The 22,782-nt window shown below is 61.7% G+C and carries 17 protein-coding genes; 11 read left to right on the forward strand and 6 right to left on the reverse strand.

Going from position 1 to position 22,782, the window contains the following annotated elements; genetic code table 11:
- Positions 1–24: 24 nt before the first annotated feature.
- Positions 25–2,460, forward strand: a complete 2,436-nt coding sequence (gene gyrB, locus PR017_RS15650) for a DNA topoisomerase (ATP-hydrolyzing) subunit B (protein ID WP_111222185.1) — start codon at positions 25–27, stop codon at positions 2,458–2,460.
- 74 nt (positions 2,461–2,534) lie between these two features.
- Here the strand turns inward: gyrB and PR017_RS15655 are convergent, their stop codons facing one another.
- Positions 2,535–3,134, reverse strand: a complete 600-nt coding sequence (locus PR017_RS15655) for a nitroreductase family protein (RefSeq protein WP_111222186.1) — start codon at positions 3,132–3,134, stop codon at positions 2,535–2,537.
- 208 nt (positions 3,135–3,342) lie between these two features.
- Here PR017_RS15655 and PR017_RS15660 point away from each other — a divergent pair, with 208 nt between their 5' ends.
- From PR017_RS15660 to PR017_RS15705, 10 genes are all read left to right on the forward strand, one after another.
- On the forward strand, positions 3,343–4,296 hold the full coding sequence (locus PR017_RS15660) for a glutathione S-transferase family protein (protein WP_111222134.1): 954 nt from the start codon (positions 3,343–3,345) through the stop codon (positions 4,294–4,296).
- A gap of 184 nt (positions 4,297–4,480) precedes the next feature.
- Complete coding sequence (locus PR017_RS15665) at positions 4,481–5,323, forward strand: fumarylacetoacetate hydrolase family protein (protein WP_111222135.1); 843 nt, start codon at positions 4,481–4,483, stop codon at positions 5,321–5,323.
- Between the two features lie 176 nt (positions 5,324–5,499).
- Positions 5,500–6,771, forward strand: coding sequence for a polyhydroxyalkanoate depolymerase (locus PR017_RS15670; protein WP_111222187.1), 1,272 nt, complete (start codon positions 5,500–5,502; stop codon positions 6,769–6,771).
- A 142-nt stretch (positions 6,772–6,913) separates the two neighbouring features.
- Positions 6,914–7,339 (forward strand): DUF2852 domain-containing protein, encoded by a 426-nt coding sequence (locus tag PR017_RS15675; protein WP_111222136.1) that lies wholly within the window; start codon positions 6,914–6,916, stop codon positions 7,337–7,339.
- An 85-nt stretch (positions 7,340–7,424) separates the two neighbouring features.
- A complete protein-coding gene (locus PR017_RS15680; protein WP_111222137.1) occupies positions 7,425–8,186 on the forward strand; it encodes a M48 family metallopeptidase in 762 nt (253 codons plus the stop codon).
- 75 nt (positions 8,187–8,261) lie between these two features.
- Positions 8,262–8,930, forward strand: a complete 669-nt coding sequence (locus PR017_RS15685; RefSeq protein WP_111222188.1) for a phosphoribosylanthranilate isomerase — start codon at positions 8,262–8,264, stop codon at positions 8,928–8,930.
- Positions 8,931–8,932: 2 nt separating this feature from the next.
- On the forward strand, positions 8,933–10,153 hold the full coding sequence (gene trpB / locus PR017_RS15690; protein ID WP_111222138.1) for a tryptophan synthase subunit beta: 1,221 nt from the start codon (positions 8,933–8,935) through the stop codon (positions 10,151–10,153).
- 1 nt (position 10,154) lies between these two features.
- Entirely contained in the window at positions 10,155–10,994 is an 840-nt protein-coding gene (gene trpA / locus PR017_RS15695) for a tryptophan synthase subunit alpha (RefSeq protein WP_111222139.1), read from the forward strand.
- Between the two features lie 48 nt (positions 10,995–11,042).
- The gene (gene accD / locus PR017_RS15700) at positions 11,043–11,951 is read left to right on the forward strand and encodes an acetyl-CoA carboxylase, carboxyltransferase subunit beta (RefSeq protein ID WP_111222140.1); all 909 of its coding nucleotides are present in this window, start codon (positions 11,043–11,045) and stop codon (positions 11,949–11,951) included.
- Positions 11,952–11,982: 31 nt separating this feature from the next.
- Positions 11,983–13,335: a bifunctional folylpolyglutamate synthase/dihydrofolate synthase gene (locus tag PR017_RS15705; RefSeq protein WP_111222141.1), complete on the forward strand. Its 1,353-nt coding sequence runs from the start codon at positions 11,983–11,985 to the stop codon at positions 13,333–13,335.
- A gap of 52 nt (positions 13,336–13,387) precedes the next feature.
- On the opposite strand, the gene trxA is transcribed toward PR017_RS15705, so the two are convergent.
- From trxA to tsaE, 5 genes are all read right to left on the reverse strand, one after another.
- A complete protein-coding gene (trxA, locus tag PR017_RS15710) occupies positions 13,388–13,708 on the reverse strand; it encodes a thioredoxin (RefSeq protein ID WP_111222142.1) in 321 nt (106 codons plus the stop codon).
- A 75-nt stretch (positions 13,709–13,783) separates the two neighbouring features.
- Entirely contained in the window at positions 13,784–17,335 is a 3,552-nt protein-coding gene (gene addA / locus PR017_RS15715) for a double-strand break repair helicase AddA (protein ID WP_111222143.1), read from the reverse strand.
- Positions 17,328–20,525: a double-strand break repair protein AddB gene (gene addB / locus PR017_RS15720; protein ID WP_111222144.1), complete on the reverse strand. Its 3,198-nt coding sequence runs from the start codon at positions 20,523–20,525 to the stop codon at positions 17,328–17,330. The genes addA and addB overlap by 8 nt, the downstream gene beginning before the upstream one ends.
- Complete coding sequence (locus PR017_RS15725) at positions 20,522–21,259, reverse strand: nucleotidyltransferase family protein (RefSeq protein WP_111222145.1); 738 nt, start codon at positions 21,257–21,259, stop codon at positions 20,522–20,524. The genes addB and PR017_RS15725 overlap by 4 nt, the downstream gene beginning before the upstream one ends.
- 12 nt (positions 21,260–21,271) lie before the next feature.
- A complete protein-coding gene (gene tsaE, locus PR017_RS15730; protein ID WP_425070004.1) occupies positions 21,272–22,780 on the reverse strand; it encodes a tRNA (adenosine(37)-N6)-threonylcarbamoyltransferase complex ATPase subunit type 1 TsaE in 1,509 nt (502 codons plus the stop codon).
- Positions 22,781–22,782 lie beyond the last annotated feature (2 nt).

Here is a 22,782-nt window from a genome sequence, read left to right on the forward strand (position 1 = left end):
CGACAACACGAAAGACTTCAAGCCATGACCGATATCCCCGCGACCGAAAATGCCGCCAATGCTGAATATGGCGCTGACTCCATCAAGGTCCTGAAAGGCCTCGATGCCGTGCGCAAGCGGCCCGGCATGTATATCGGCGACACGGATGATGGATCCGGCCTGCATCACATGGTCTACGAAGTCGTCGACAACGCCATCGACGAAGCGCTCGGCGGCCACGCCGACCTCGTGACGGTGACGCTCAACGCCGACGGCTCCGTGACGGTGACCGATAACGGTCGTGGTATTCCGACGGATATCCACACCGGCGAGGGCATATCCGCTGCTGAAGTGATCATGACCCAGCTGCACGCCGGCGGCAAATTCGACCAGAATTCCTACAAGGTATCAGGCGGTCTGCATGGCGTCGGTGTCTCTGTCGTCAACGCGCTGTCGGTCTGGCTCAAGCTGCGCATCAAGCGCCAGGGCAAGATCCACGAGATCAGCTTCACCCACGGCGTCGCCGACGCACCGCTGGTGACGCTTGGCGACAGCGGCGGCGAAACCGGCACGGAAGTCACTTTCCAGCCCAGCACCGAAACCTTCACGATGATCGAGTTCGACTTCTCGACGCTGGAGCACCGGCTGCGCGAACTCGCCTTCCTCAATTCCGGCGTCCGCATTCTGCTCACCGACAAGCGTCATTCCGACGTCAAGCAGGTGGAAATGCTCTATGACGGCGGCCTCGAAGCCTTCGTCGTTTACCTCGACCGCGCCAAGAAGCCGCTGGTCGACAAGCCCGTTGCCATCCGTGGCGAAAAGGACGGCATCGTGGTCGAAGTGGCGATGTGGTGGAACGACAGTTACCACGAGAACGTACTCTGCTTTACCAACAACATCCCGCAGCGCGACGGCGGCACCCATATGGCCGGTTTCCGTGGCGCCCTGACCCGTCAGATCACCTCCTACGGCGAGACCTCGGGCATCAGCAAGCGCGAGAAGGTGACGCTTACGGCAGACGACTGCCGCGAAGGCCTGACGGCCGTGCTGTCGGTGAAAGTGCCGGATCCGAAATTCTCGTCGCAGACCAAGGACAAACTGGTTTCATCGGAAGTTCGCCCGGTGGTCGAAAGTCTTGTCAACGAGGCGCTCGGCACTTGGCTCGAAGAACATCCGACCGAGGCCAAGATCCTGATTGGCAAGGTTGCGGAAGCCGCAATGGCCCGCGAAGCCGCCAAGAAGGCCCGCGAACTCACGCGCCGCAAGGGCGCCCTCGACATCGCCTCGCTGCCGGGCAAGCTCGCCGACTGCTCCGAGCGTGACCCGACCAAGTCCGAAGTCTTCCTCGTCGAAGGGGATTCCGCCGGCGGCTCGGCCAAGCAGGGCCGTTCGCGCGAAAACCAGGCGATCCTGCCGTTGCGCGGCAAGATCCTGAATGTCGAGCGTGCGCGCTTCGACAAGATGCTTGGCAGCCAGGAAATCGGCACGCTGATCATCGCGCTCGGCACCGGCATCGGCAAGGACGAGTTCAACGCCGACAAGCTGCGCTACCATAAGATCATCATCATGACGGACGCCGACGTGGACGGCGCCCATATTCGCACGCTGCTGCTGACCTTCTTCTTCCGCCAGATGCCGGAGTTGATCGAGCGCGGCCACATCTACATCGCCCAGCCGCCGCTCTACAAAGTGTCGCGCGGCAAATCGATCCAGTATCTGAAGGACGAAAAGGCGCTGGAAGAATATCTGATCGGCCAGGGCCTCGATGACGCCAGCCTGCGGCTCGGCAGCGGCGAAGTCCGCTCCGGCCAGGATCTGCGCGAAGTCATTCAGGACGCGCTTCGTCTGAGGGCACTGCTCGAAAACCTGCATTCCCGTTATAACCGCGCCGTCGTCGAGCAGGCGGCGATTGCCGGCGCGCTGAATGCCGACGTGGTCAGCGATCCCGCCCGGGCCGCGACGATCGTTGCGGAAGTTGCCCGTCGTCTGGACATTATTGCCGAAGAAACCGAACGTGGCTGGATCGGCGACATGACCGACGAGGGTGGCCTGCGTCTGGAACGCACCGTGCGCGGGGTCAAGGAAGTCATCACCCTCGACATGGCGCTGATCGGCTCGTCCGACGCCCGCCACATCGACCAACTCGGCCCGCGCCTGAAGGAAATCTACGACGTGCCGCCAAAACTGGTGCGGAGAGACGGCGAAACGGAAATCTCCGGCGCCCGTGCGCTGCTGGAAGCCGTCTTTGCCAGCGGCCGCAAGGGTCTGTCGATGCAGCGCTACAAGGGCCTCGGCGAAATGAATGCCGAGCAGCTCTGGGAAACAACGCTCGATCCGAACGTGCGCTCGCTGCTGCAGGTTCGCGTCAACGACGCCGTCGATGCCGACAGCCTGTTTGCCCGGCTTATGGGCGATGAAGTCGAACCACGCCGCGAGTTCATCCAGGACAATGCGCTCAACGTCGCCAACCTCGACATCTAATCTATCAGCGACCAGACATGGAAAAGCCCGCGCCGCAATATGCAGCGCGGGCTTCGTTTTGTCGGGATCAACGACTACTTGGCGACAAACTTGCCGTTAAAGGCGACCTCGGCCAGCGGCTTGCGCGGGCTCGGGACTTCGCGTTCGCGCAGGCCTTCCGGCAGCTGGTTCTTGTCGCCGATCTTGCCGATCGCGACGGCGCATTCGACGCGGAAGCCGTCTGGAATGCCGAGTACGCCCGGTACCTTGTCGAAATGAACGCCTGTCATGCCGTGCGCTTCATAGCCGGAAAGATGGGCCTGCAGGGCAATGTAGCCCGATGCGGTGCCAGCGTCGAAGGAGTGGCTGTAGATCGGCTTCTGGTCGTCTGCACCGAGTTCGCCGGAATGCGTGCGGGAAACGATGAACAGCAGCGCGGATGCAGACTTCACCCAGCTCTGGTTGAAGTCGATCAGCAGGCTGAGGAACGTGTCCCACTGCTCCGAGCCGCGCAGCGCGTAGACGAAACGCCATGGCTGGTGGTTGTAGGAGGAGGCTGCCCAGTGGCCGGCTTCGAGGATCGTCAGCAGATCTGCTTCCGGCATGGTCTCGTTGTTGAATGCACGGGGCGACCAGCGATCCAGGAAAAGGGCGTCGATCGGATGGTTGGATTCGCGGCTGTTGCTGCTTGTCATGGTTTTTCTCTCTGAAACGGTCTGCGCTGGGAGCAGCGCTTGTGTTTGGATGGAGTGCCCGACGATGTATAGCGTGCCGCCCGCCATAGTCCAGATCGCCGGCGCTTCTACGGATGGCGCAAGGGTGACGGTCTGTTTCAACAATGTGTGATGTGGCCTTCGCAGGGACCGGGTAGACCAGTAATTCCCGCGCGCGAAGGAGAAGAACATGCTGGTCGACGGAAAGTGGACGGAAGATTGGCAGCCGGTGCAGGCAAAGGACGAAAAGGGTGGCTTTGTCCGCCAGACGTCCAGCTTTCGAAACTGGGTGACGCCGGATGGCAGCGCTGGCCCGACCGGTACCGGTGGGTTTGCTGCCGAACCGGGCCGCTATCACCTTTATGTTGCGCTGATCTGCCCCTGGGCATCGCGGACGCTGATTGGCCGGGCGATGAAGGGCCTGGAAGCTGCCATCGATATCTCCATCGTCGAACCTGCCCTCACAAAGCAGGGCTGGCAATTCGGCGACTATCCCGGCGCGACCGAGGACAGCGTCGACGGTGCCCGCTACATCCACGAACTCTACACAATGGCTGATCCGCATTTTACCGGAAGGGCGACAGTTCCCGTCCTCTGGGATAACCGGACCAACACCATCGTCAACAATGAATCGTCCGACATCCTGAGGATGATGAATGACGGCTTTGGCGATCTGGCAACCCTCTCGACCGATCTTTATCCGAAAGACCGGCGCGAAGAGATCGACGCCTTCAACGCGCGGATCTACCCTTCGCTCAACAACGGCGTCTATCGGACCGGCTTTGCAACGACGCAGGTCGCCTACGAAGAAGGTTTCCGGGATGTCTTCGACTGTCTGGATTGGGCCGAACGCCAGTTCGAAGGCAAGCGCTTCCTTTTTGCCGATCACCCTACTGAAGCCGATATCCGTCTGTTCGTGACGCTGGTGCGCTTCGATGTCGCCTATCACGGCATTTTCAAATGCAATCTCAGGCGTCTATCCGATTACTCGAATCTCAGCGCTTTCTGCCGGAGCATGCTCGATTGGCCCGGCATCGCGGAAACGGTAAGTTTTGACCACATCAAGCGCGGATATTACTCGATAGAGACGCTCAATCCATCCGGCATCGTTCCCGTTGGGCCCGCTCTCGAAGAGCTGTTCTAATTGCCAAGCCACCGGATATTGCGCTTTGGCAAGTAGTATATCCTTTTCCATCCGTCGCTTTGCCGGTTGCCTTCACGGACTGTCGGCGTAAAGTTTGGCACGCAATCCACGGGTGACACAGGTGAATGTTTCGTTCATATATGGCGAAACGCGCTTCTGAAGACATGGCAGGAAGGACAATACGATGAAACTGATGCGAGTCGGCGAGCCCGGCAAGGAAAAGCCGGCCCTCCTGGACAAGGACGGCAAGATCCGCGATCTGTCGGCACATGTTGCCGATATCGGCGGCGAGGCGATCCATCCCGATAGCCTGGCAAGGCTTGCCCAGATCGATCCCGCAACATTACCGGAACTGGCAGCAGGCCGTATCGGCGCTTGCGTCGCGGGTACCGGCAAGTTCATCTGCATCGGCCTCAATTTTTCGGACCACGCTGCAGAGACCGGCGCTACTGTGCCGCCTGAACCGATCATTTTCATGAAGGCAACCTCGGCAATCACAGGTCCGAATGACACGGTTCTCATTCCGCGCGGCTCTGAAAAAACAGATTGGGAAGTCGAACTCGGCGTCGTCATCGGCAAGACGGCTAAGTATGTCAGCGAAGCCGACGCACTCGATTATGTCGCCGGCTACTGCGTTTCGCACGACGTCTCCGAGCGCGCTTTCCAGACGGAGCGCTCCGGCCAGTGGACCAAGGGAAAGTCCTGCGACACATTCGGTCCGATCGGCCCCTGGCTGGTGACCAAGGACGAAGTTGCCGATCCGCAAAATCTCGGCATGTGGCTGAAGGTCAACGGCAAGACCATGCAGGATGGATCGACCAAGACGATGGTCTACGGCGTCGCCCACCTGGTTTCCTACCTCAGCCAGTTCATGTCGCTGCATCCGGGCGACGTCATCTCGACTGGAACCCCTCCGGGCGTCGGAATGGGTATGAAGCCGCCCACTTACCTGAAGGCCGGCGACGTGGTCGAACTCGGCATCGAAGGTCTCGGGGACCAGCGCCAGACGTTTGCTTCCGACGCTTAAGTTCAACCGCCACAGACGACATCATGCCGGAGATCAATTCTCCGGCATTTTAATTTATAGGCCCTCAGCTGTGTCTAACTTTGGCAGAACGTGATAGGGACTTCGGCAATACTGCCGCTGATCCGCACGAAGGACCAGCCATTCTTTCGGCCGCAGTCGAAAAGGTAATGACGGTCATGTACTATCATCTCTACGAACTGAACCATGCGGTCATGGCGCCATTCCGGGCTGCTGCCGGCATGATGCGCCAGGCTTACGATAATCCGCTCAATCCCATGGCCGAAACCGCGTTCGGCAGGACGATATCTGCCAGTCTCGAGGTCTTCGAGCGCAGCACACGGCGTTACGGAAAGCCCGAGTTCGGGCTGGCGCAGACAATCATCGACGACAAGCCGGTGGTCGTCACCGAGGCTGTCGTCTGGCAGAAGCCGTTCTGTCGTTTGATCCATTTCGAAAGGGACCTGCCAGTCCCCCGTCCGTCCGATCCGCGGATCCTGATCGTGGCGCCGATGTCCGGCCATTACGCGACGCTTTTGCGCGGTACCGTCGAGGCACTGTTGCCGGCCGCCGATGTCTATATCACCGACTGGACCGATGCCCGGATGATACCCGTCGAAGAGGGAGACTTCGATCTCGACGACTACATCGACTATATCGTCGCCATGCTGCATCACCTCGGCCAGGATACCCATGTGGTGGCCGTCTGTCAGCCATCCGTGCCGGTGCTCGCTGCAGCCGCCCTCATGGAAGAGGCAGGCGATCCACTTTCGCCAGCGTCCATGACGCTGATGGGCGGGCCGATCGACACGCGCATCAATCCAACCGGTGTCAACAAGCTCGCCATGGACAAGCCCATCGAATGGTTTGCCGATAACGTCGTGATGAACGTTCCATGGCCGCTGCCGGGCTTTGGGCGGTCGGTCTATCCCGGCTTCCTGCAGCTTTCCGGCTTCATGTCGATGAACCTCGACCGGCACGTCATCGCCCAGAAGGATTTTTTCATGCACCTCGTCAAGAATGACGGGGAGCCTGAAAAACATCGCGAGTTTTACGACGAATATCTGGCGGTCATGGATTTGACCTCGCAGTTCTACCTGCAGACTGTCGAGCAGGTCTTCATGAAGCACGCCCTGCCGAAGGGCGAGTTGCACCATCGTGGTCACCGCGTCGATCCGTCGGCGATCCGCAAGGTGGCGCTCCTGACGGTGGAAGGCGAAAACGACGATATCTCCGGCGTCGGCCAGACCCAGGCAGCCCAGACGATCTGCAGCAACATCCCCGACGCGATGCGCATGCATTATTTGCAGCCAGATGTCGGTCACTACGGCGTCTTCAATGGCTCGCGCTTCCGCCGCGAAATTGCGCCGCGCATCCTGGCTTTTGCCAGGGCCCACGCGAGAACTGCCGATGTCCCGAAGCGGAAGGCCAAGGGTCCAAAAACGGCCTAGGCATGAAAAACGGGATTTTCGGTCCGCAATGAAGGGTATTTGCGATTTTATAGCACTTCCTTATTGAAGCCGGAGCACGTTATTCCCACATCGATTTGAGCGGCTCCGGCATTCAGCCGGCCGCCTTACGAGGTATCTCACGATGAATCAGTCAGCATTGATTCGGCCGGAGTGGACCCCGGCGACCATCGCGCTCATGGTCCTGGGCTTCGTGGTTTTCTGGCCGCTCGGTCTTGCTATGCTCGCATACATCCTCTTCGGCGATCGCCTTAGAGGCTTCAAACGGGACGTAAACCAGGCAGCCGATGGCATGTTCAGCGGTTTCCGCCGCAACGGCCGTCGCTATCGTCAGCAGTTCAACAGCGACAACGTCGCCTTTGACGACTGGCGCCAGGCAGAACTCGACCGCCTTGACCAGGAGCGTCGCAGGCTTGACGAGACCCGCGCTGACTTCGACAACTACGTGCGGGAATTGCGCCGCGCCAAGGACCAGGAAGAGTTCGACCGTTTCATGCGTGACCGCACAGCGGCGCGACGCACGGATCAGGGCTCCGGCCAGGAGTTTTGAACCTCCTGACGCATTCGACAGCCGGCATCGCGAGATGCCGGTTTTTCTTTGCAAGACGCTGCCGCGAATCATATAAACCAGACCGATGTTTCCGCTTCTTTCAAAAGCCCGCAAGACTGCCCGGACGCCGCCTGCTCCGGAGACGAGGACGCTCGACCTTGCCGGACGTCAGATGCCGCTGACGATCCGCAAGCACGAGCGCGCCACCCGTATTACCCTGCGCATAGAGCCGGGTGGCCGCGCCTTGAAGATGACCGTGCCGCATGGCGTGCCGCCGCGCGAGATCAACGCCTTTCTCGACCGCCACCAGGGCTGGCTCATCACCAAGCTGTCGAAGTTCGAGCCTGATGCGAAGCTGCGCGATGGCAGCGAGATCCTGATCCGTGGAGTGCCCCACCAGGTCGAGCATTCAGGCAGCCTGCGTGGCATCACCGAAATCCTCGAACTGGACGGCGAGCGCATCCTGCGTGTCAGCGGAATGCCGGAGCATGCCGGGCGGCGCATTGCAGCCTTCCTGAAGAAGGAAGCGCGCGCCGATCTGGAACGCCTGGTGAAATTGCACGCCGGCACCATCCGCGCCGATGTGGCATCGATCACCATGAAGGATACGCGCAGCCGCTGGGGCTCCTGTTCGTCGCAGGGTAATCTCAGCTTTTCCTGGCGGATCCTGATGGCGCCGCCGGAAGTCATCGACTATCTCGCTGCCCACGAGGTGGCGCATCTGAAGGAAATGAACCACGGGCCGCGCTTCTGGGCGCTGTGTAAAAAGCTGTGCCCACACATGGAAGAAGCCAAAGCCTGGCTGAAGAGGCATGGCACCCACCTTCATGCCATCGATTTCGGCTAGCGCTGAAGGGTCTGAAATCCGGCAACTGTCGCGAATGGGCTCGACTCTTTTGCCATTTCGTGTCACTTGCCTGCCATGAAACCCGATATCAAGATTTGCGGATTGAAGACGGCCGAGACGGTCGATCGCGCTGTCGCGCGGGGCGCCACACACATCGGTTTCATCTTCTTCGAAAAAAGCCCGCGCTATATCGAGCCCGATCTGGCAGGCGTGCTGGCTGACCGCGTTCGTGGCAAGGCCCTCATCGTCGCCGTCGTGGTCGATCCGGACAATGACGATCTCGATGAGATTATGAACCTGGTTCGGCCCGACATCCTTCAGTTGCATGGCCATGAGAGCCCCGAGCGGGTTTTGACCATAAAGGCGCTCTACAATGTTCTCGTGATGAAGGCGTTCTCCGTCCGCGATGCGGAGGATCTGCGCCGCGTCGAGGCCTATATCGGCATTGCTGACCGCTTCCTGTTCGATGCCAAGGCACCCAAGGGTTCTGAACTGCCTGGCGGAAACGGCGTTGCTTTCGACTGGAGCCTGATGGCGTGGCTTGACGGCCGCGTCGACTACATGCTTTCGGGAGGCCTCAACAAAGATAACGTCGCCCTTGCGCTCGCCTCCACCAAAGCCTCGGGTATCGATATATCGTCCGGTGTGGAAAGTGCGCCGGGCGTCAAGGATCTGACCATGATCGACGAATTTTTCGACGCGGTTGCCTCGGCTCGCATGCCGGCAACAGCCTCAGGGAGTTGACAGTGAACGAGACGCCAAACGTAAATTCCTTCCGCGCCGGGCCAGACGAAGATGGCCGCTTCGGTATCTTCGGTGGACGCTTCGTCGCAGAGACGCTGATGCCGCTGATCCTCGACCTGCAGGCCGAGTGGGAAAATGCCAAGACCGATCCGACCTTCAAGGCCGAGCTCGATTATCTCAACACCCACTACATCGGTCGCCCGAGCCCGCTGTATTTCGCCGAGCGGCTGACGGCCGAGCTCGGCGGCGCCAAGATCTATTTCAAGCGCGACGAGCTCAACCACACCGGATCGCACAAGATCAACAATTGCATCGGGCAGATTCTGCTCGCCAAGCGCATGGGCAAGACCCGCATCATCGCCGAGACCGGCGCCGGCCAGCATGGTGTGGCATCCGCCACCGTTGCTGCCCGCTTCGGGCTGCCCTGCGTGGTCTACATGGGCGCAACCGATGTCGAGCGCCAGGCGCCGAATGTCTTCCGTATGAAGCTGCTCGGTGCCGAGGTCATTCCCGTCACGTCCGGCCACGGCACCCTGAAAGATGCCATGAACGAGGCGCTGCGCGACTGGGTCACCAACGTCGACGACACCTACTACATGATCGGAACTGCGGCCGGACCGCACCCCTATCCGGAAATGGTCCGCGATTTCCAGTCCGTGATGGGCCGCGAAGCCAAGGAACAGATGATGGCCGCAGAAGGCCGCCTGCCGGACATGCTAGTGGCAGCAGTCGGCGGTGGCTCCAATGCGATCGGTTTGTTTCATCCGTTCCTCGACGACAAAAGCGTCCAGATCGTCGGCGTCGAAGCCGGCGGCAAGGGCCTCGAGGGCGAAGAACACTGCGCGTCGCTGACGGTTGGTTCCCCGGGAGTGCTGCATGGCAACCGCACTTATTTGCTGCAGGACAAGGACGGCCAGATCAAGGAAGGTCACTCGATTTCCGCCGGTCTCGACTATCCCGGCATCGGCCCGGAGCATTCCTGGCTGAAGGATATGGGTCGCGTCGAATACGTGCCGATCATGGACACTGAGGCTCTGGCAGCATTCCAGATGCTGACCCGCCTTGAAGGCATCATCCCGGCACTCGAGCCTGCTCACGCACTGGCCGAAGTCATCAAGCGTGCGCCAAAGATGAACAAGGACCAGATCATCGTGATGAACCTCTGTGGCCGCGGCGACAAGGATATCTTCACCGTTGGCAAAATTCTCGGCGTGGAGCTCTGACATGACCGCACGGATGGACAAACGCTTTGCCGATCTGAAGACCGAGGGCCGTCCGGCGCTCGTCACCTATTTCATGGCTGGCGACCCCGATTACGACACATCGCTCGGCATCATGAAGGCGCTGCCGGAAGCAGGCTCTGATATCATCGAGCTCGGCATGCCGTTCTCCGACCCGATGGCCGATGGTCCGGCAATCCAGATGGCCGGGCAGCGGGCGCTGAAGGCAGGACAGACCCTGAAGAAGACGCTGCAGCTCGCCGCCGATTTCCGTAGATCGGATGACGCCACGCCGATCGTACTGATGGGCTACTACAATCCGATCTACATCTACGGCGTCGAGAACTTTCTCGATGACGCATTGGCATCCGGCATCGACGGCCTGATCGTCGTCGACCTGCCGCCGGAAATGGATGACGAACTCTGCATCCCGGCTATCCGCAAGGGCGTCAACTTCATCCGCCTGGCGACCCCGACCACCGATGACAAGCGCCTGCCGATGGTACTGCGCAACACGTCGGGCTTCGTCTACTACGTATCCATGAACGGCATCACCGGCTCGGCGATGGCCGACCCGTCGCTGGTCTCGGCGGCCGTCCGCCGCATCAAGAGCCATACCGACCTGCCTGTTTGCGTCGGCTTCGGCGTCAAGACTGCCGAGCATGCCCGGGTCATCGGTGCAGCTGCCGATGGCGTCGTCGTCGGCACTGCGATCGTCAATCAGGTTGCGAATTCGCTGACCGCGGATGGCAAGGCGACTGCCGATACCGTGCAGGCGGTGGCAACCCTTGTTCGTGGTCTTTCAACCGGAACCCGCTCGGCGCGCCTTGTTGCCGCCGAATAGTTCCCCCACATTGGCCTTGGTCAATTCAGTCATTCAGGAGATCTCGATTTGAACTGGATCACGAATTACGTTCGCCCGCGGATCAATTCCATGCTGGGCCGTCGCGATGATATTGCCGAAAATCTCTGGATCAAATGCCCGGAAACCGGCGAAATGGTCTTCCATAAGGATCTGGAAGACAACAAATGGGTGATTCCTGCTTCCGGCTTCCACATGAAGATGCCGGCAAAGGCCCGCCTGATCGATCTGTTCGACAATGGCGAATACGAGGCCTTGGTGCAGCCGAAGGTCGCCCAGGATCCGCTGAAGTTCCGTGATTCGAAGAAATACAGCGACCGTCTGAAGGACAGCCGCGTCAAGACCGAGCAGGAAGACACGATCCTCGCCGGCGTCGGCAAGCTGCAGGGACTGAAGATCGTTGCCGTCGTGCACGAGTTCAATTTCATGGGCGGATCGCTCGGTCTCGCTGCCGGCGAGGCGATCGTCAAGGCATTCGAGCGCGCTATTGCCGAGAAATGCCCGCTGGTTATGTTCCCGGCTTCGGGTGGCGCACGCATGCAGGAAGGCATCCTGTCGCTGATGCAGCTGCCGCGCACGACGGTCGCAGTCGACCTCCTAAAGGAAGCAGGCCAGCCCTATATCGTCGTGTTGACCAATCCGACGACCGGCGGCGTCACCGCCTCCTACGCCATGCTGGGCGATGTACATCTCGCCGAACCCGGCGCCGAAATCTGCTTCGCCGGCAAGCGCGTCATCGAACAGACTATCCGCGAAAAGCTGCCTGAAGGCTTCCAGACGTCGGAATATCTGCTCGAACACGGCATGGTCGACATGGTCATCAAGCGTCATGATATCCCGGATATGCTGGCACGACTGTTGAAGATCCTGACCAAGCAGCCGGCGACCGCCTCGCTTGAACCGAGCGAGATTGTCCTGCCGATGGCTGTCGGCGCCTGAGCCGACGAAGACCGAAAAGCGGAGGTGCGGAATGGGCTCCATAGATCACTCCACCAAGAGCCAGGCCGAACAGGTGATCGACGAGCTCCTGGGCCTGCACCCCAAGGGCTTCGACCTGTCTCTCGATCGCATCACACGGCTGCTTGAGCTTCTTGGCAACCCGCAGACAAAACTGCCGCCGGTGATCCATGTCGCCGGCACCAACGGCAAGGGCTCCGTCACGGCGTTCTGCCGGGCGCTGCTCGAAGCGGGCGGCAAAAGCGTTCATGTCCACACGTCGCCGCACCTGGTCAACTGGCATGAACGCTATCGCATCGGCGTCAAGGGCGGTCGAGGACAGCTCGTCGACGACGCTGTCTTTGCCGATGCACTGCGCCGCGTCGCGGATGCCAATGCCGGCCAGAAGATCACCGTATTTGAAATCCTGACCGCAGTTACCTTCCTGCTGTTCTCGGAACAGCCCGCCGATGCGGCGATCATCGAGGTCGGTCTCGGTGGCCGCTTCGATGCGACCAACGTTATCTCCGACCCCGCCGTGTCCGTCATCATGCCGATCTCGCTGGATCATCAGCCTTATCTCGGCGACCGCGTCGAACTGATTGCCGCTGAAAAGGCCGGCATTATGAAGCGCGGGCTTCCGGTGGTCATCGGCCACCAGCAATACGATGCTGCGCTCGAGGTCTTGACGGCGACGGCCGAGAGGCTGCATTGCCCGACGGCAGTATTCGGCCAAGACTTTTCGGCTCATGAGGAATACGGACGGCTGGTCTACCAGGACGAGTTTGGCCTTGCCGACCTGTCGCTGCCACGTCTGCCGGGACGCCACCAGCACGCCAATGCCGCCGCCGCCATCCGCGCTGTCAAGGCCGCCGGCTTCATCGTCACGGACGCCATGATGGAAAAGGCGATGACGACGGTCGAATGGCCCGGCCGACTGCAGCGCTTGACCGAAGGCAAGCTCTTCGCTCGCGCGCCGAAGGGTGCCGAAATCTGGGTTGACGGAGGGCATAATCCGGGTGCCGGAGAGGTCATTGCCGAGGCGATGGCCGGCTTCGAGGAGCGTCAGGCTCGACCGTTGTTCCTGATCACCGGCATGATCAACACCAAGGATCCTATAGGTTACTTCAAGGCTTTCGCCGGTCTGGCGGAAAAAGTTTTCTGCGTGCCGATCGCCCATAGCGATGCGATGATCGATCCCGTCGTTCTCAGCCATGCCGCCTATGATGCCGGACTGGTTGCCGAGCCTATGTCGTCAGTTGGCGATGCGCTCGACGCAATCATGCGGACGATGTCGCCGGATACCTTGCCCCCACGCATCCTGATGGGCGGCTCGCTCTATTTGGTTGGCGAGGTATTGGCCGAAAACGGAACTCCACCGCAATAAAAAAGCCCGGACAATGCCGGGCTTCTAACTCTGCTGTCTCTAGGCGACGCAATCAGGCGGCGTTGGAAATCCAGCTTGCCAGCGCAGACTTCGGTGCAGCACCGACCTTGATGTCGGCAACTTCACCAGCCTTGAAGAGGGCCAGCGTCGGGATCGAGCGAACGCCAAACTTGGCGGCAAGTTCCGGATTTTCATCGATGTTGAGCTTGGCCACCTTGACCTTGCCGGCCATCTCGACTGAAATCTCTTCGAGGCTCGGAGCAATCATCTTGCACGGACCACACCATTCAGCCCAGAAATCAACGACGACTGGTTCTGCAGAATCCAGAACTTCCGCTTGGAAGTTCGAGTTATCGACTTTCACGGTAGCCATAAAAATGCTCCTTCACCGGAATTAACTGTTGAACCACATGTGATGTTGCGGTGCCAAATTTCAAGCTTTGGTATTTCACTTTGTCATGAGTTCGGCAAGCGCCGATCTTAGCGCTGCCTCGGAGAGCGTGTGGACAGTCGCGCTCTCGGAGTAGACCAGCACGCAATCGATGCGCTTGCCCGGATAGAGCGGCGCCAGGATCTCGCGGTAGATCGCCAGCTGTGCCTTGTGCGCGAAGGGAATGGCGTCCGCCGTTGCCGGAGGCACGCGGTTGGTCTTGTAGTCGAGGATCACCACACGATCGTCCAGTACCGCCAGCCTATCGACGCGGCCGGAGACCGCATAGGTCTGCCGGTCGAGCGCAAGCGTACCCATAATCGAAACTTCTGCCTGTGCGTGGCTGCTGAAAACCCCCATCAGGTCCTCGTGCGCCATCAGCGCCAAAACTGAGGCGACCAGCGCCTGGCGCTCCGTTGCCGGCCAGAAGCGCGTGGTGCGTTCGGCATAGCGCGCGGCTGCGTCGGCGCGATCGGCCGGAAGCAGATCCGGCAGCATCTGCAGCATACGGTGGACCAGTCGGCCCTTTTCCAGCGCCCGGTCGGAGGCACCCTTGTCGCCGAACAGCGGGGAAGTGACCGCCAGATTTCCAGCTTCGTCATCGATGATGGTGCCTGCTCCAGACGGGCTCAGCGGACGCGGGAGATGGCGGGGGGGCGGAAGCGGTTGCAACAGGGCAGGCGGCAGCGCCGTCGTGTCCTTTCGTGCCTCCGTCGACACTGCGGTTTCGAGATCCTTTGCCATCCCCCCGACGCGCCAGCGCAGGCCGGTCCAGTCGCCGTCAGGTCCCTTGAACGTCGCCTCAGTACAGCGCTTGGGATGCTGGCCGAGTGCGGTCGCGATCATGCTGTGCCAGATATCGGGGTTCTGGCGCACGCCGCGATAGCCACAAACGATCAGCCTGTCGGCCGCCCGCGTCATGCCGACATAGAGGAGCCGGCGATATTCCTCCTCCGCCTGGCCCTGGATGCGGCTGGCATTAGCCTGGGTCAGTGTGTTGCCGAGCGAACTCAGCGGCAGCCAGGCCGGCATCGGCACCTCTTCGCCGCGCCCCTCCAGCAGCCGCAGCTTCGGCAGATGGCTGGAAGTGAAGGATTTGGAGCCGCCATCGACGAGAAAGACAATCGGCGCCTCCAGCCCCTTGGCGGCATGCACCGTCATGATCCGCACCTCATTGCGGCCCTTGTCCTGCTCGCGCTTGACGACTGGTGCTTCGAGTTCCAGCGTCGAGACGAAGGATTGCAAACCGGGCAGCCCCGATGTCTCATGGTCGAGCGCAAATGTCAGGAACTCGTCGAGGATGTCGCTGACCTCGCTGCCAAGCCGCGCCAGGAATTGACGCCGACCGCCATGGCTGCCGAGAATGCGGGCAAAGAGATCGTGGACCGAATAGGTCTTCGAAAGCGTCATAAACAGCTTCAGTCGCTCGACTGTATCGGCAAAGGTATCCTTTCCGTCGGCTGCAAAAGCCTGGAGATGCTTCCAGACACTTGTGCCATCGCCGCGCAGTGCCGCCACCATGAACACGTCGTCCTCGGAAAGGTCGAATAGCGGGCTTTTCAGCACCGCCGCCAGCGACAGGTCGTCCTCCGGCAGAAGCAGGAAGCGGCCGAGCGCCAGCAGATCCTGGATGGCGATATGGCTGGTCAGCACCAGCCGGTCGGCACCGGCAACGGCAATGTTGCCGCGTTTCTTCAGCGCACGGGTGAGTGCGTTGACGAACGCATCGCGCTTGCGCACCAGCACGAGGATATCGCCCGCCTCGATCAGCCGCGTCTTACCCTTGTCGATAATGCTTTCGCGGCCGACCAGCGTATCCATCACATGAGCCATGCGTCGCGCGAGAACCGCGGCCGGCGCGCTTTCAGGCGTCGAATCGAAGGGCGCCGTCCAGTCCTCTTCCTTGGCGGCAGGTTCGGGCGCGATCATGTGCCAGAGGTCGACTTCCCCGGGATGTCCGATACGGCTGGATCGATGAACGACGGCCTCATCGGTGGCGCTGAGGCCCCTGGCATTGTCCGGCGTCGAAAAAACATGGTCGACGGCTGATAGCACGTCCGATGTCGAGCGGAACGACAGCGGCAGCCGCACGGGCGAAAACGCCTGGCCGCTGGCAAGCACGCGACGCCGCGTCCGGTCGCTCTCCTCGGAAAACCGCTCCGGCCGCGCGCCCTGGAAGGAGTAGATCGACTGTTTCTCGTCGCCGACGGCAAACAGCGTCCGCAGCGTCGGCCGGGCGCTGGCACCGGAGAAAAAATCTTCGGCCAGAGACTGGATGACACTCCACTGGATCGGGCTGGTATCCTGCGCCTCGTCGACGAGAATATGGTCGATGCCCTGGTCCAGCTTGTAGTGGATCCACGGGCCGACACCGCTGCGCGTCAAAAGATCGGCCGTGCGAGTGATCAGGTCCTCGAAGTCGAGCTGGCTGCGCTGTTTCTTGAGTTCGGCATAATCGGCGTTCAGCCGGTCGGCAAGCGTTAGCGCGGCGCGTGTAGCGCGGTACATCTGCATGCGTTTCAGCCTGTCGCGGCAGTCCACGACATGGGCGCGCGCCGTGGCGATGGCATCCGTCAGCTCCGGCGCCTCGACAAGCATTGCTTTGATAACGAACTGGCCATCGGCTTTTGGCTCGCCCTTGGCGGTCAGCATGATCTTTCCAAGGATTTCGACACGCTCGCTGGGATCTAGCGCGCGCATGACCAGCCTCAGGCCGTAGGCGACTTCCTGGGCCTTGCTGCCACCCTTGCTGTCCGCGAGCTCAAGATAACGGTCCAGCACCGCACCCGATAGTCCCCTCAGCGGCCAGAACTGCTGTGCGATGTCGGCTTCCGTCTCGGTAGCCGACAGCCCCAGCCGCTGGCGCATCACCTTATCGAGGCCGCCGCGCTGTTCCGCATCGAGCGCGAAGCGACGGATGGCGTTACGGTGGGCAATGATCTCGCCCAGCAGCGTCTCGAGACCGGATTCGTCCCCGAGATCGAGCACATGGGCAAAGGCCTCCGCCAGAGCCGCATCGTCTTCAGGCGTCGTTGCCGTCAGCAGGGAGCGTCGGGCGTCCGCCAGCAGCGTCGTCGCAGCGCGGTCGTCCAGCACCGAAAAATGACCGGCGACATTGGCTTCGAGCGGAAACTGGTGCAGTAGCGCCTCGCAGAAGGCATGGATGGTCTGGATCTTCAGCCCGCCCGGCGTTTCCAAGGCCTTAGCAAAAAGCCGCCGCGCCTCTGCCAGCTTGAAGACGTCCGGCACAGCTCCCTCGACATCGGTAATGCGCTTGATCAGCGCGTCGTCCGGCAGTGTTGCCCATTCGGCAAGCCGGTCGAAGACGCGGTTCGACATCTCGGATGCGGCTGCCTTGGTGTATGTCAGGCACAGGATCGCCGAAGGCCGCGCGCCCGCCAGCAGCAGCCGGATCACCCGCTGCGTCAGCACATGCGTCTTGCCGGAGCCGGCATTGGCCGAGACCCATGCAGACCGGGTCGGATCGGAGGCCAGCGATTGCTGGACGGTTGTCCAGCCGATCCAGGTCCCGGCATCGTCGCCTTCCGGAAGCTCTGCCAGTTCACTCATCGTCTGCAGCCTCTTCCGCTTCGGCCGTCGACCATTCCGACACCCGTGCCAGATGGTCGTAATCGCCGCCGAATTCCTGCTGCTGGGCCGGGATCAGCCGCGAGGCAAACCCTTTTTCGCCGGAGCGCAGCAGAAGGACAAACTGGCTGAGCTGTTCGATCGATTCGTGGCCGAGATCGAGCGCCGATTTCGGCTGTGTCCGGGCGCTGGCCTTGGCGAGCTCGTTGTTGACCTGATCCTCCCTGAATCGATCGCCCGGCCTTAGGCGCACATAAAGCAGGTTTTCTGGCGTCAAAGTCCCGACATCGCGAAAGGCACCGGCCTGCAGCGCGTAGGCCTCGAGTGCCAGCTGCGGATCGAGCAGCGCCCGGGCCTGCTGCGGCGTCGGATTGAAGCCGGTCTTGTAGTCGATGATATCGGCCGCCTTGCCGCCCTTCAGGTCGATCCGGTCGGCAACGCCGGTCAGCCGGATGCCGGCGGCTTCGAGATCGACGGCGGCGCGGACTTCGGTAAATGTCTGGCGGATCTGCGGCTGCCGGGCCTTTTCCCAGTTGAGAAAGGCCCGTGCGACCTCGCGAAAGCGCGGGCGCCAGACTGCGTCGATATGCGGCGGCAACTGCTCGGCGTCGAACAGCTCCGTCAGGACGCGTTCCATTGCCTTCAAGGCATCCGGCGCCGTCGCCAGATGGCCCTCACGGGTGAAGCGATCGACAATCCGGTGATAGAGCGTGCCGCGCTCGGCAGCGCCGGGGTCGCTGTTGAACGGGTTGACCGGGTCGAGCCGGAGGACGCGGCGGGCATAGATCGCGTAAGGATCGCGCCTCAGGCGTCCGACCTCGCTGAACGAATAGCTTTTCGGCTGCATCGCTGCCGGTGGCTTGGGCGAGGGACGCTGCGCCGGTGCCTGGCGGTCGCCGGCATCGATCAGCGCTGCCCAGTCGCGAAAGCAATCGCCGCGCATTTTCAGCTCTTCGGTAAATTCCTTGCCGCCCAGCGCCATAAGTCTCTGCAGCCAGCGTGAGGCGACTGTGGGGGTAGAGCCCTGCCGTAGAGCCCTCGAGTAGATAAGGTCCGCCGTGCCGTTTGCCATCTCGAAGTCATGGGCCAGCTGGCCGATGCGTCGCTCCGGCGGCTCCAGGCCGATCTCCGTCTTCATCATCCGCGACACGAATGGGTTGTTGGCCGTCTGTCCGGGCCACGAGCCCTCGTTCAGGCCTCCGAGGATGAGAGTGTCGACGCTCTGCAACCGGGCTTCCAGCGTACCGAAGATGAACAGCCTGGGATGGCTGAGCGCCCGGGGTTTGACCGCCTGGCCGGCGGAAAGTGCCATCATGATGTCGATCCACTGCGGGCCATCGGCTTCCATCTGACCATCGGTCGTCATCACTTCGCGCAGTACGGTCGCCAGCGCATCGCCCGCTTCGGAAGACCAGAGCGCCGCAAGGTCGCCCTTCTCGTCGGCAACCACCGCCTCCAGAGCTCGCCCGGTGCGCTCGGCCCATTCCGACAATGTGAAGCTGGTCGTCAGCCGCCGATCCTCGGGGCGGCGTCGCACCAAGGCGCCAGCCAGCGGCTCGGTCGCAAGCCGCACACGATTGGCCAGAACAGCCGCCATGGAAGCCGCTTCCGGCGGCAGGCTGTCGCGCCATCTCGGTGCATGGCGATCGTTCTCCTGGTCCGCCAGCCGCTGTTCCAGCAGAGGCTCCAGCGTATTGATGTCGACCTCGCCGACGCCTCCGCGCAGGGCCAGCAACTCCAGCGCGTCGACCGCATGATCCAGCACAGAGCGTTCAAGCCCGAAGCTCGCAAGGGGGTGCTTGAGCAGGCTGACGATGGCAACGGGGTCGCCGGGCCTGAGCGTTGCCTCGAGCAGCAGCGTCAACAGGCTGCCTTGCGGCGTGGAGGATAGCGGCGTGCCTGCCGAATCATCGGCGATGATGCCGAAGCGGGCGAGTTCAGCCGTCACTCGACGCGCCAGGTCCCGGTCGGGCGTAATCAGCGCCGCCTGGCTTTCATTGCCGTTACGGCCAGGCTTTTCCAGCGCCAGCCGCAGGGCAATCGCGATGGCCGTCGCCTCTTCGCGCTCGTTCGCAGCCTCGATCAGCGAGACATCGGCGAACGCCGCGCGAAACGCGCCGGGCGGCAGCGTCTTTTGCCAATCTCCCCAGCCGCTCGTAGCCTTGGCTGGCGCCAGCGCACGGGACAGGATTTCGGCACGCCGCTGCAGATCGGCCGGCGCCGTCTCTATTGTATCGACCTCGGTGCGCTCCGTTTTCAGTTGCCGCAACAGGTGCGCAAGGCCGTACTGTGGATGGCTGCGGCTGGCCGGATCGACCCGATCGGCAATGCCAGCAATCGGCGCGACCATGGCCCAGTCCTCATCGGACATCGTCTGGTCGAGGCCCGGCAGTACGATGACGCCTTGCGGCAGCGCTGCGACGGCGGCAATCAGCTCTGCGGTGGCCGGCACGGAACCTGTCGAACCGGCGATGATGATCGGTCCCGTGGGCTGCGCATTTGCTAGCCGCTTCGCCTCGGCGCGCAGTATGGCATTGCGATGCCGGGCCGGCGAGGACCGGCAGAGTTCGTCCAGGCGGGCCGGCCAGAAGGCGCTGGCGATCTGCAGAAATTCGGCCGTCAATTGCCACCAGAGAGCATGATCCTGGGCATCCAGCGTCGCGAGATCAGCCCAGTCGCGGTCTTCCGTCTCGATCGAATCGATCAGTTCGGCAAGATTGCGCGCAAGCCAGATCGCATCGGCCGGGCTGGCAGGCGCCACCAGCGGTGAATCGGAGTGGATGTCACGGACGATCTGCGGCAGCTTGTTGCGCCACGCAAGGATCAGGCGGGCAAGTTCTAGCAGCCGGGCGGTATTCGAGAGCGGCTGAAGCAGGTCAGCGGTGGCTGGCAGGTCCTCGTCGAAATAGCCGCTATCTTCATCGGTCTCGCCAAGGGGCCGGATGACGGGGAGGATCGCCGATTGGCCGCCGAGCAGATCGACAAAGGCGGAGCGCAGCACGCGGGCTGCACGGCGTGTCGGCAGATAGATCGTTACCTTGGCAAGGGACAGCGGATCGGCAGGATCGTGGCGAAAGTGTTCGGTCAGCCGCCCGTCGCACAGCGCCGCCGCAAGCGTCGCAAGGAAGGGCAGTCCCGCCGGTATCGTCAGGATGCGCTGCCGGTGCTTCATGATGGCTCGCTTGTGCCGACGCGACGGAGCGTGTCTTCCGCAGCTTCGATTGCATCCGGCGTCCCGACCGTCAGCCATTCGCCTTCGAGTATCATGCCGTAAAGCCTGCCGCTCGCTATGGCCCGGTCGAAATAGAGGTTAAGGTTGAAGGCTTCGTCCGGCGCCTCGTCGAACAGTGCCGGATGCAAGGCAATTGCGCCGGCATAAACCACGGGATTGGGCATACCCTCGCGGTAGCGCGTCAGGCAACCATCTGCAGCCATGGAAAAATCCCTCTTGCCGTCATGGCCGGTGGTCTTTTCTAGAGGGACGCAGAGCAAGGCCATGTCCATGGCCCCGGCATCGAAGAAGTCAGCCAACCGCTCGAGGTTCGTTGGTGTCCCAGGCGTTTCGCCAATCCAGAAAAGGTCGGCGTTCATGACCAGAACCGGGTCGCGGCCTAGCAGCTTCAGGCCTTTGGCAAGGCCACCGCCGGAGTTCATCAGGCCGCCGGTCTCGTCGGAGACTACGATCTCCAGTCCCTCGCGAGCTTGGAAATAGGCCCGCATCTGGTCCGGATGATGATGAATATTGATTGCGACCGTGTCCACCCCTGCGGCGACCAGAAGATCGAGCACATAGTCGAGCATCGGCTTGCCACCGATCTTCACCAGCGGCTTCGGGGTATGTTCGGTGATCGGGCGCATGCGGGTTCCAAGCCCCGCTGCCAGCACCATGGCCTGTTTGATGGTCATCTGATCCGGTATTTATGATTCGCCTGCGCCTATACCAGCCCTTGCGCACCAATCGCGCAAGGGGGCAAGCGTTTCGTGCTCGAATGCAGCCTGCAGGTAGGTGAGGGTACGCGGCATATGCTGGAGATAGCCCGGCTTTCCATCCCGCTGCTTCAACCTGACCCACAGTCCGGCCAGCTTGCAGTTGCGCTGCGCCGACATGATAGCCCAGCTTTTCAGGAATAACGGCTCGTCGAAGCCTGGTTGAGCGCGACGGAGCGCCAGGTAGTCACCCATCAGCTGCTCGAACAGCGGCCGCTCGATGGTGACGCGGGCGTCCTGTACGAGAGATGCCAGGTCATAGGCCGTCGGCCCGATCATTGCGTCCTGGAAGTCGATCAGTCCGATGCGGCCAATGCCGACGTCCTCGCCACGCCAGATGATGTTCGGGGAATGCAGGTCGCGCAGCAGCAGGCTCTTTTCCGAGGCGGCGAGCTGGTCGATGAGATCGTCCCAGATTGCCAGGTATTCTGCGCGTTCCGTGTCGCTGGCAGCTTCGCCGCGTTTCCATGGCAGGTACCAGTCGAGCAGCAGGCGGGCTTCCATGCCCATCGCCGTACGGTCGAAATCCGGAATATGGTGGACATGATCTGAAGTCACCACGATATCGCGGGGCAGGATAAGCCTGTGCAGCTGTGCCAGGCAGGCGACGCCGGCGCGGTAGCGCTCCGCAATCGGCCTGCCGTCCGCATCGAGAACACCATCGGTGCCGAGGTCCTCGATCAGCAGAATGCCTTGCTCGTAGTCGACATGATAGATTTCCGGCGTGGCGAAACCGTTGTCCCGCAGCATGCCCGCGATCGCCACGAAGGGATAAGCGTCTTCGGCAAGGTGCGCGACCTTGGGGTAAGGTTTGCCGTCCAGCACCGGGGGTCCCTCCGGACGGCGTGGCCAGTCCATCAGGATGATGCGCTTGCCCCCGTCGGCAGGGTATATCGATTCATAAGCGCGCATAGACGCATCGCCTGTCAGGAAGCGACGTTCTGCGCCTGCAAGCCCGCTCTCGTCGAGAAACGAGCGGATATCCAACACGCGCCGGATGCGGGCTGCCTGGCCTGACGGTGCCGATATAGTCGCGCGGCGCCCTTGGCCTTCGGTCTCGAGGCGAAGCGTAATACGACTTGCAGGTAATTCCGTCTCCGCCATTTCCGGCCATTCGACCAGGCAGATACCGGTATCGAGCGCCTCGTCGAAACCCAGTTCCACGAGTTCCGTCGGATCGCCCAGACGATAGAGATCGAAATGCGAAACCGCAATGCGCAGCGCATAGGACTGGACAAGCGTGAACGTCGGGCTTGGCACTTCGAGGCCCCCGTCGTCGGCCATCGCCCGCAGAAAGGCGCGGGCGAGCGCCGATTTGCCTGCTCCAAGATCGCCGCTCAGCGCCAGGCAGTCGCCCGCCGTAAGCGCGAGCGCCAGATCTTCGCCGAGTTGGCGTGTCGCCGCGTCATCTTGCAGAAAGACCGAGATCGGGGCGTCCATGG

Source organism: Rhizobium tumorigenes, assembly GCF_003240565.2.
GTDB lineage: Bacteria > Pseudomonadota > Alphaproteobacteria > Rhizobiales > Rhizobiaceae > Rhizobium > Rhizobium tumorigenes.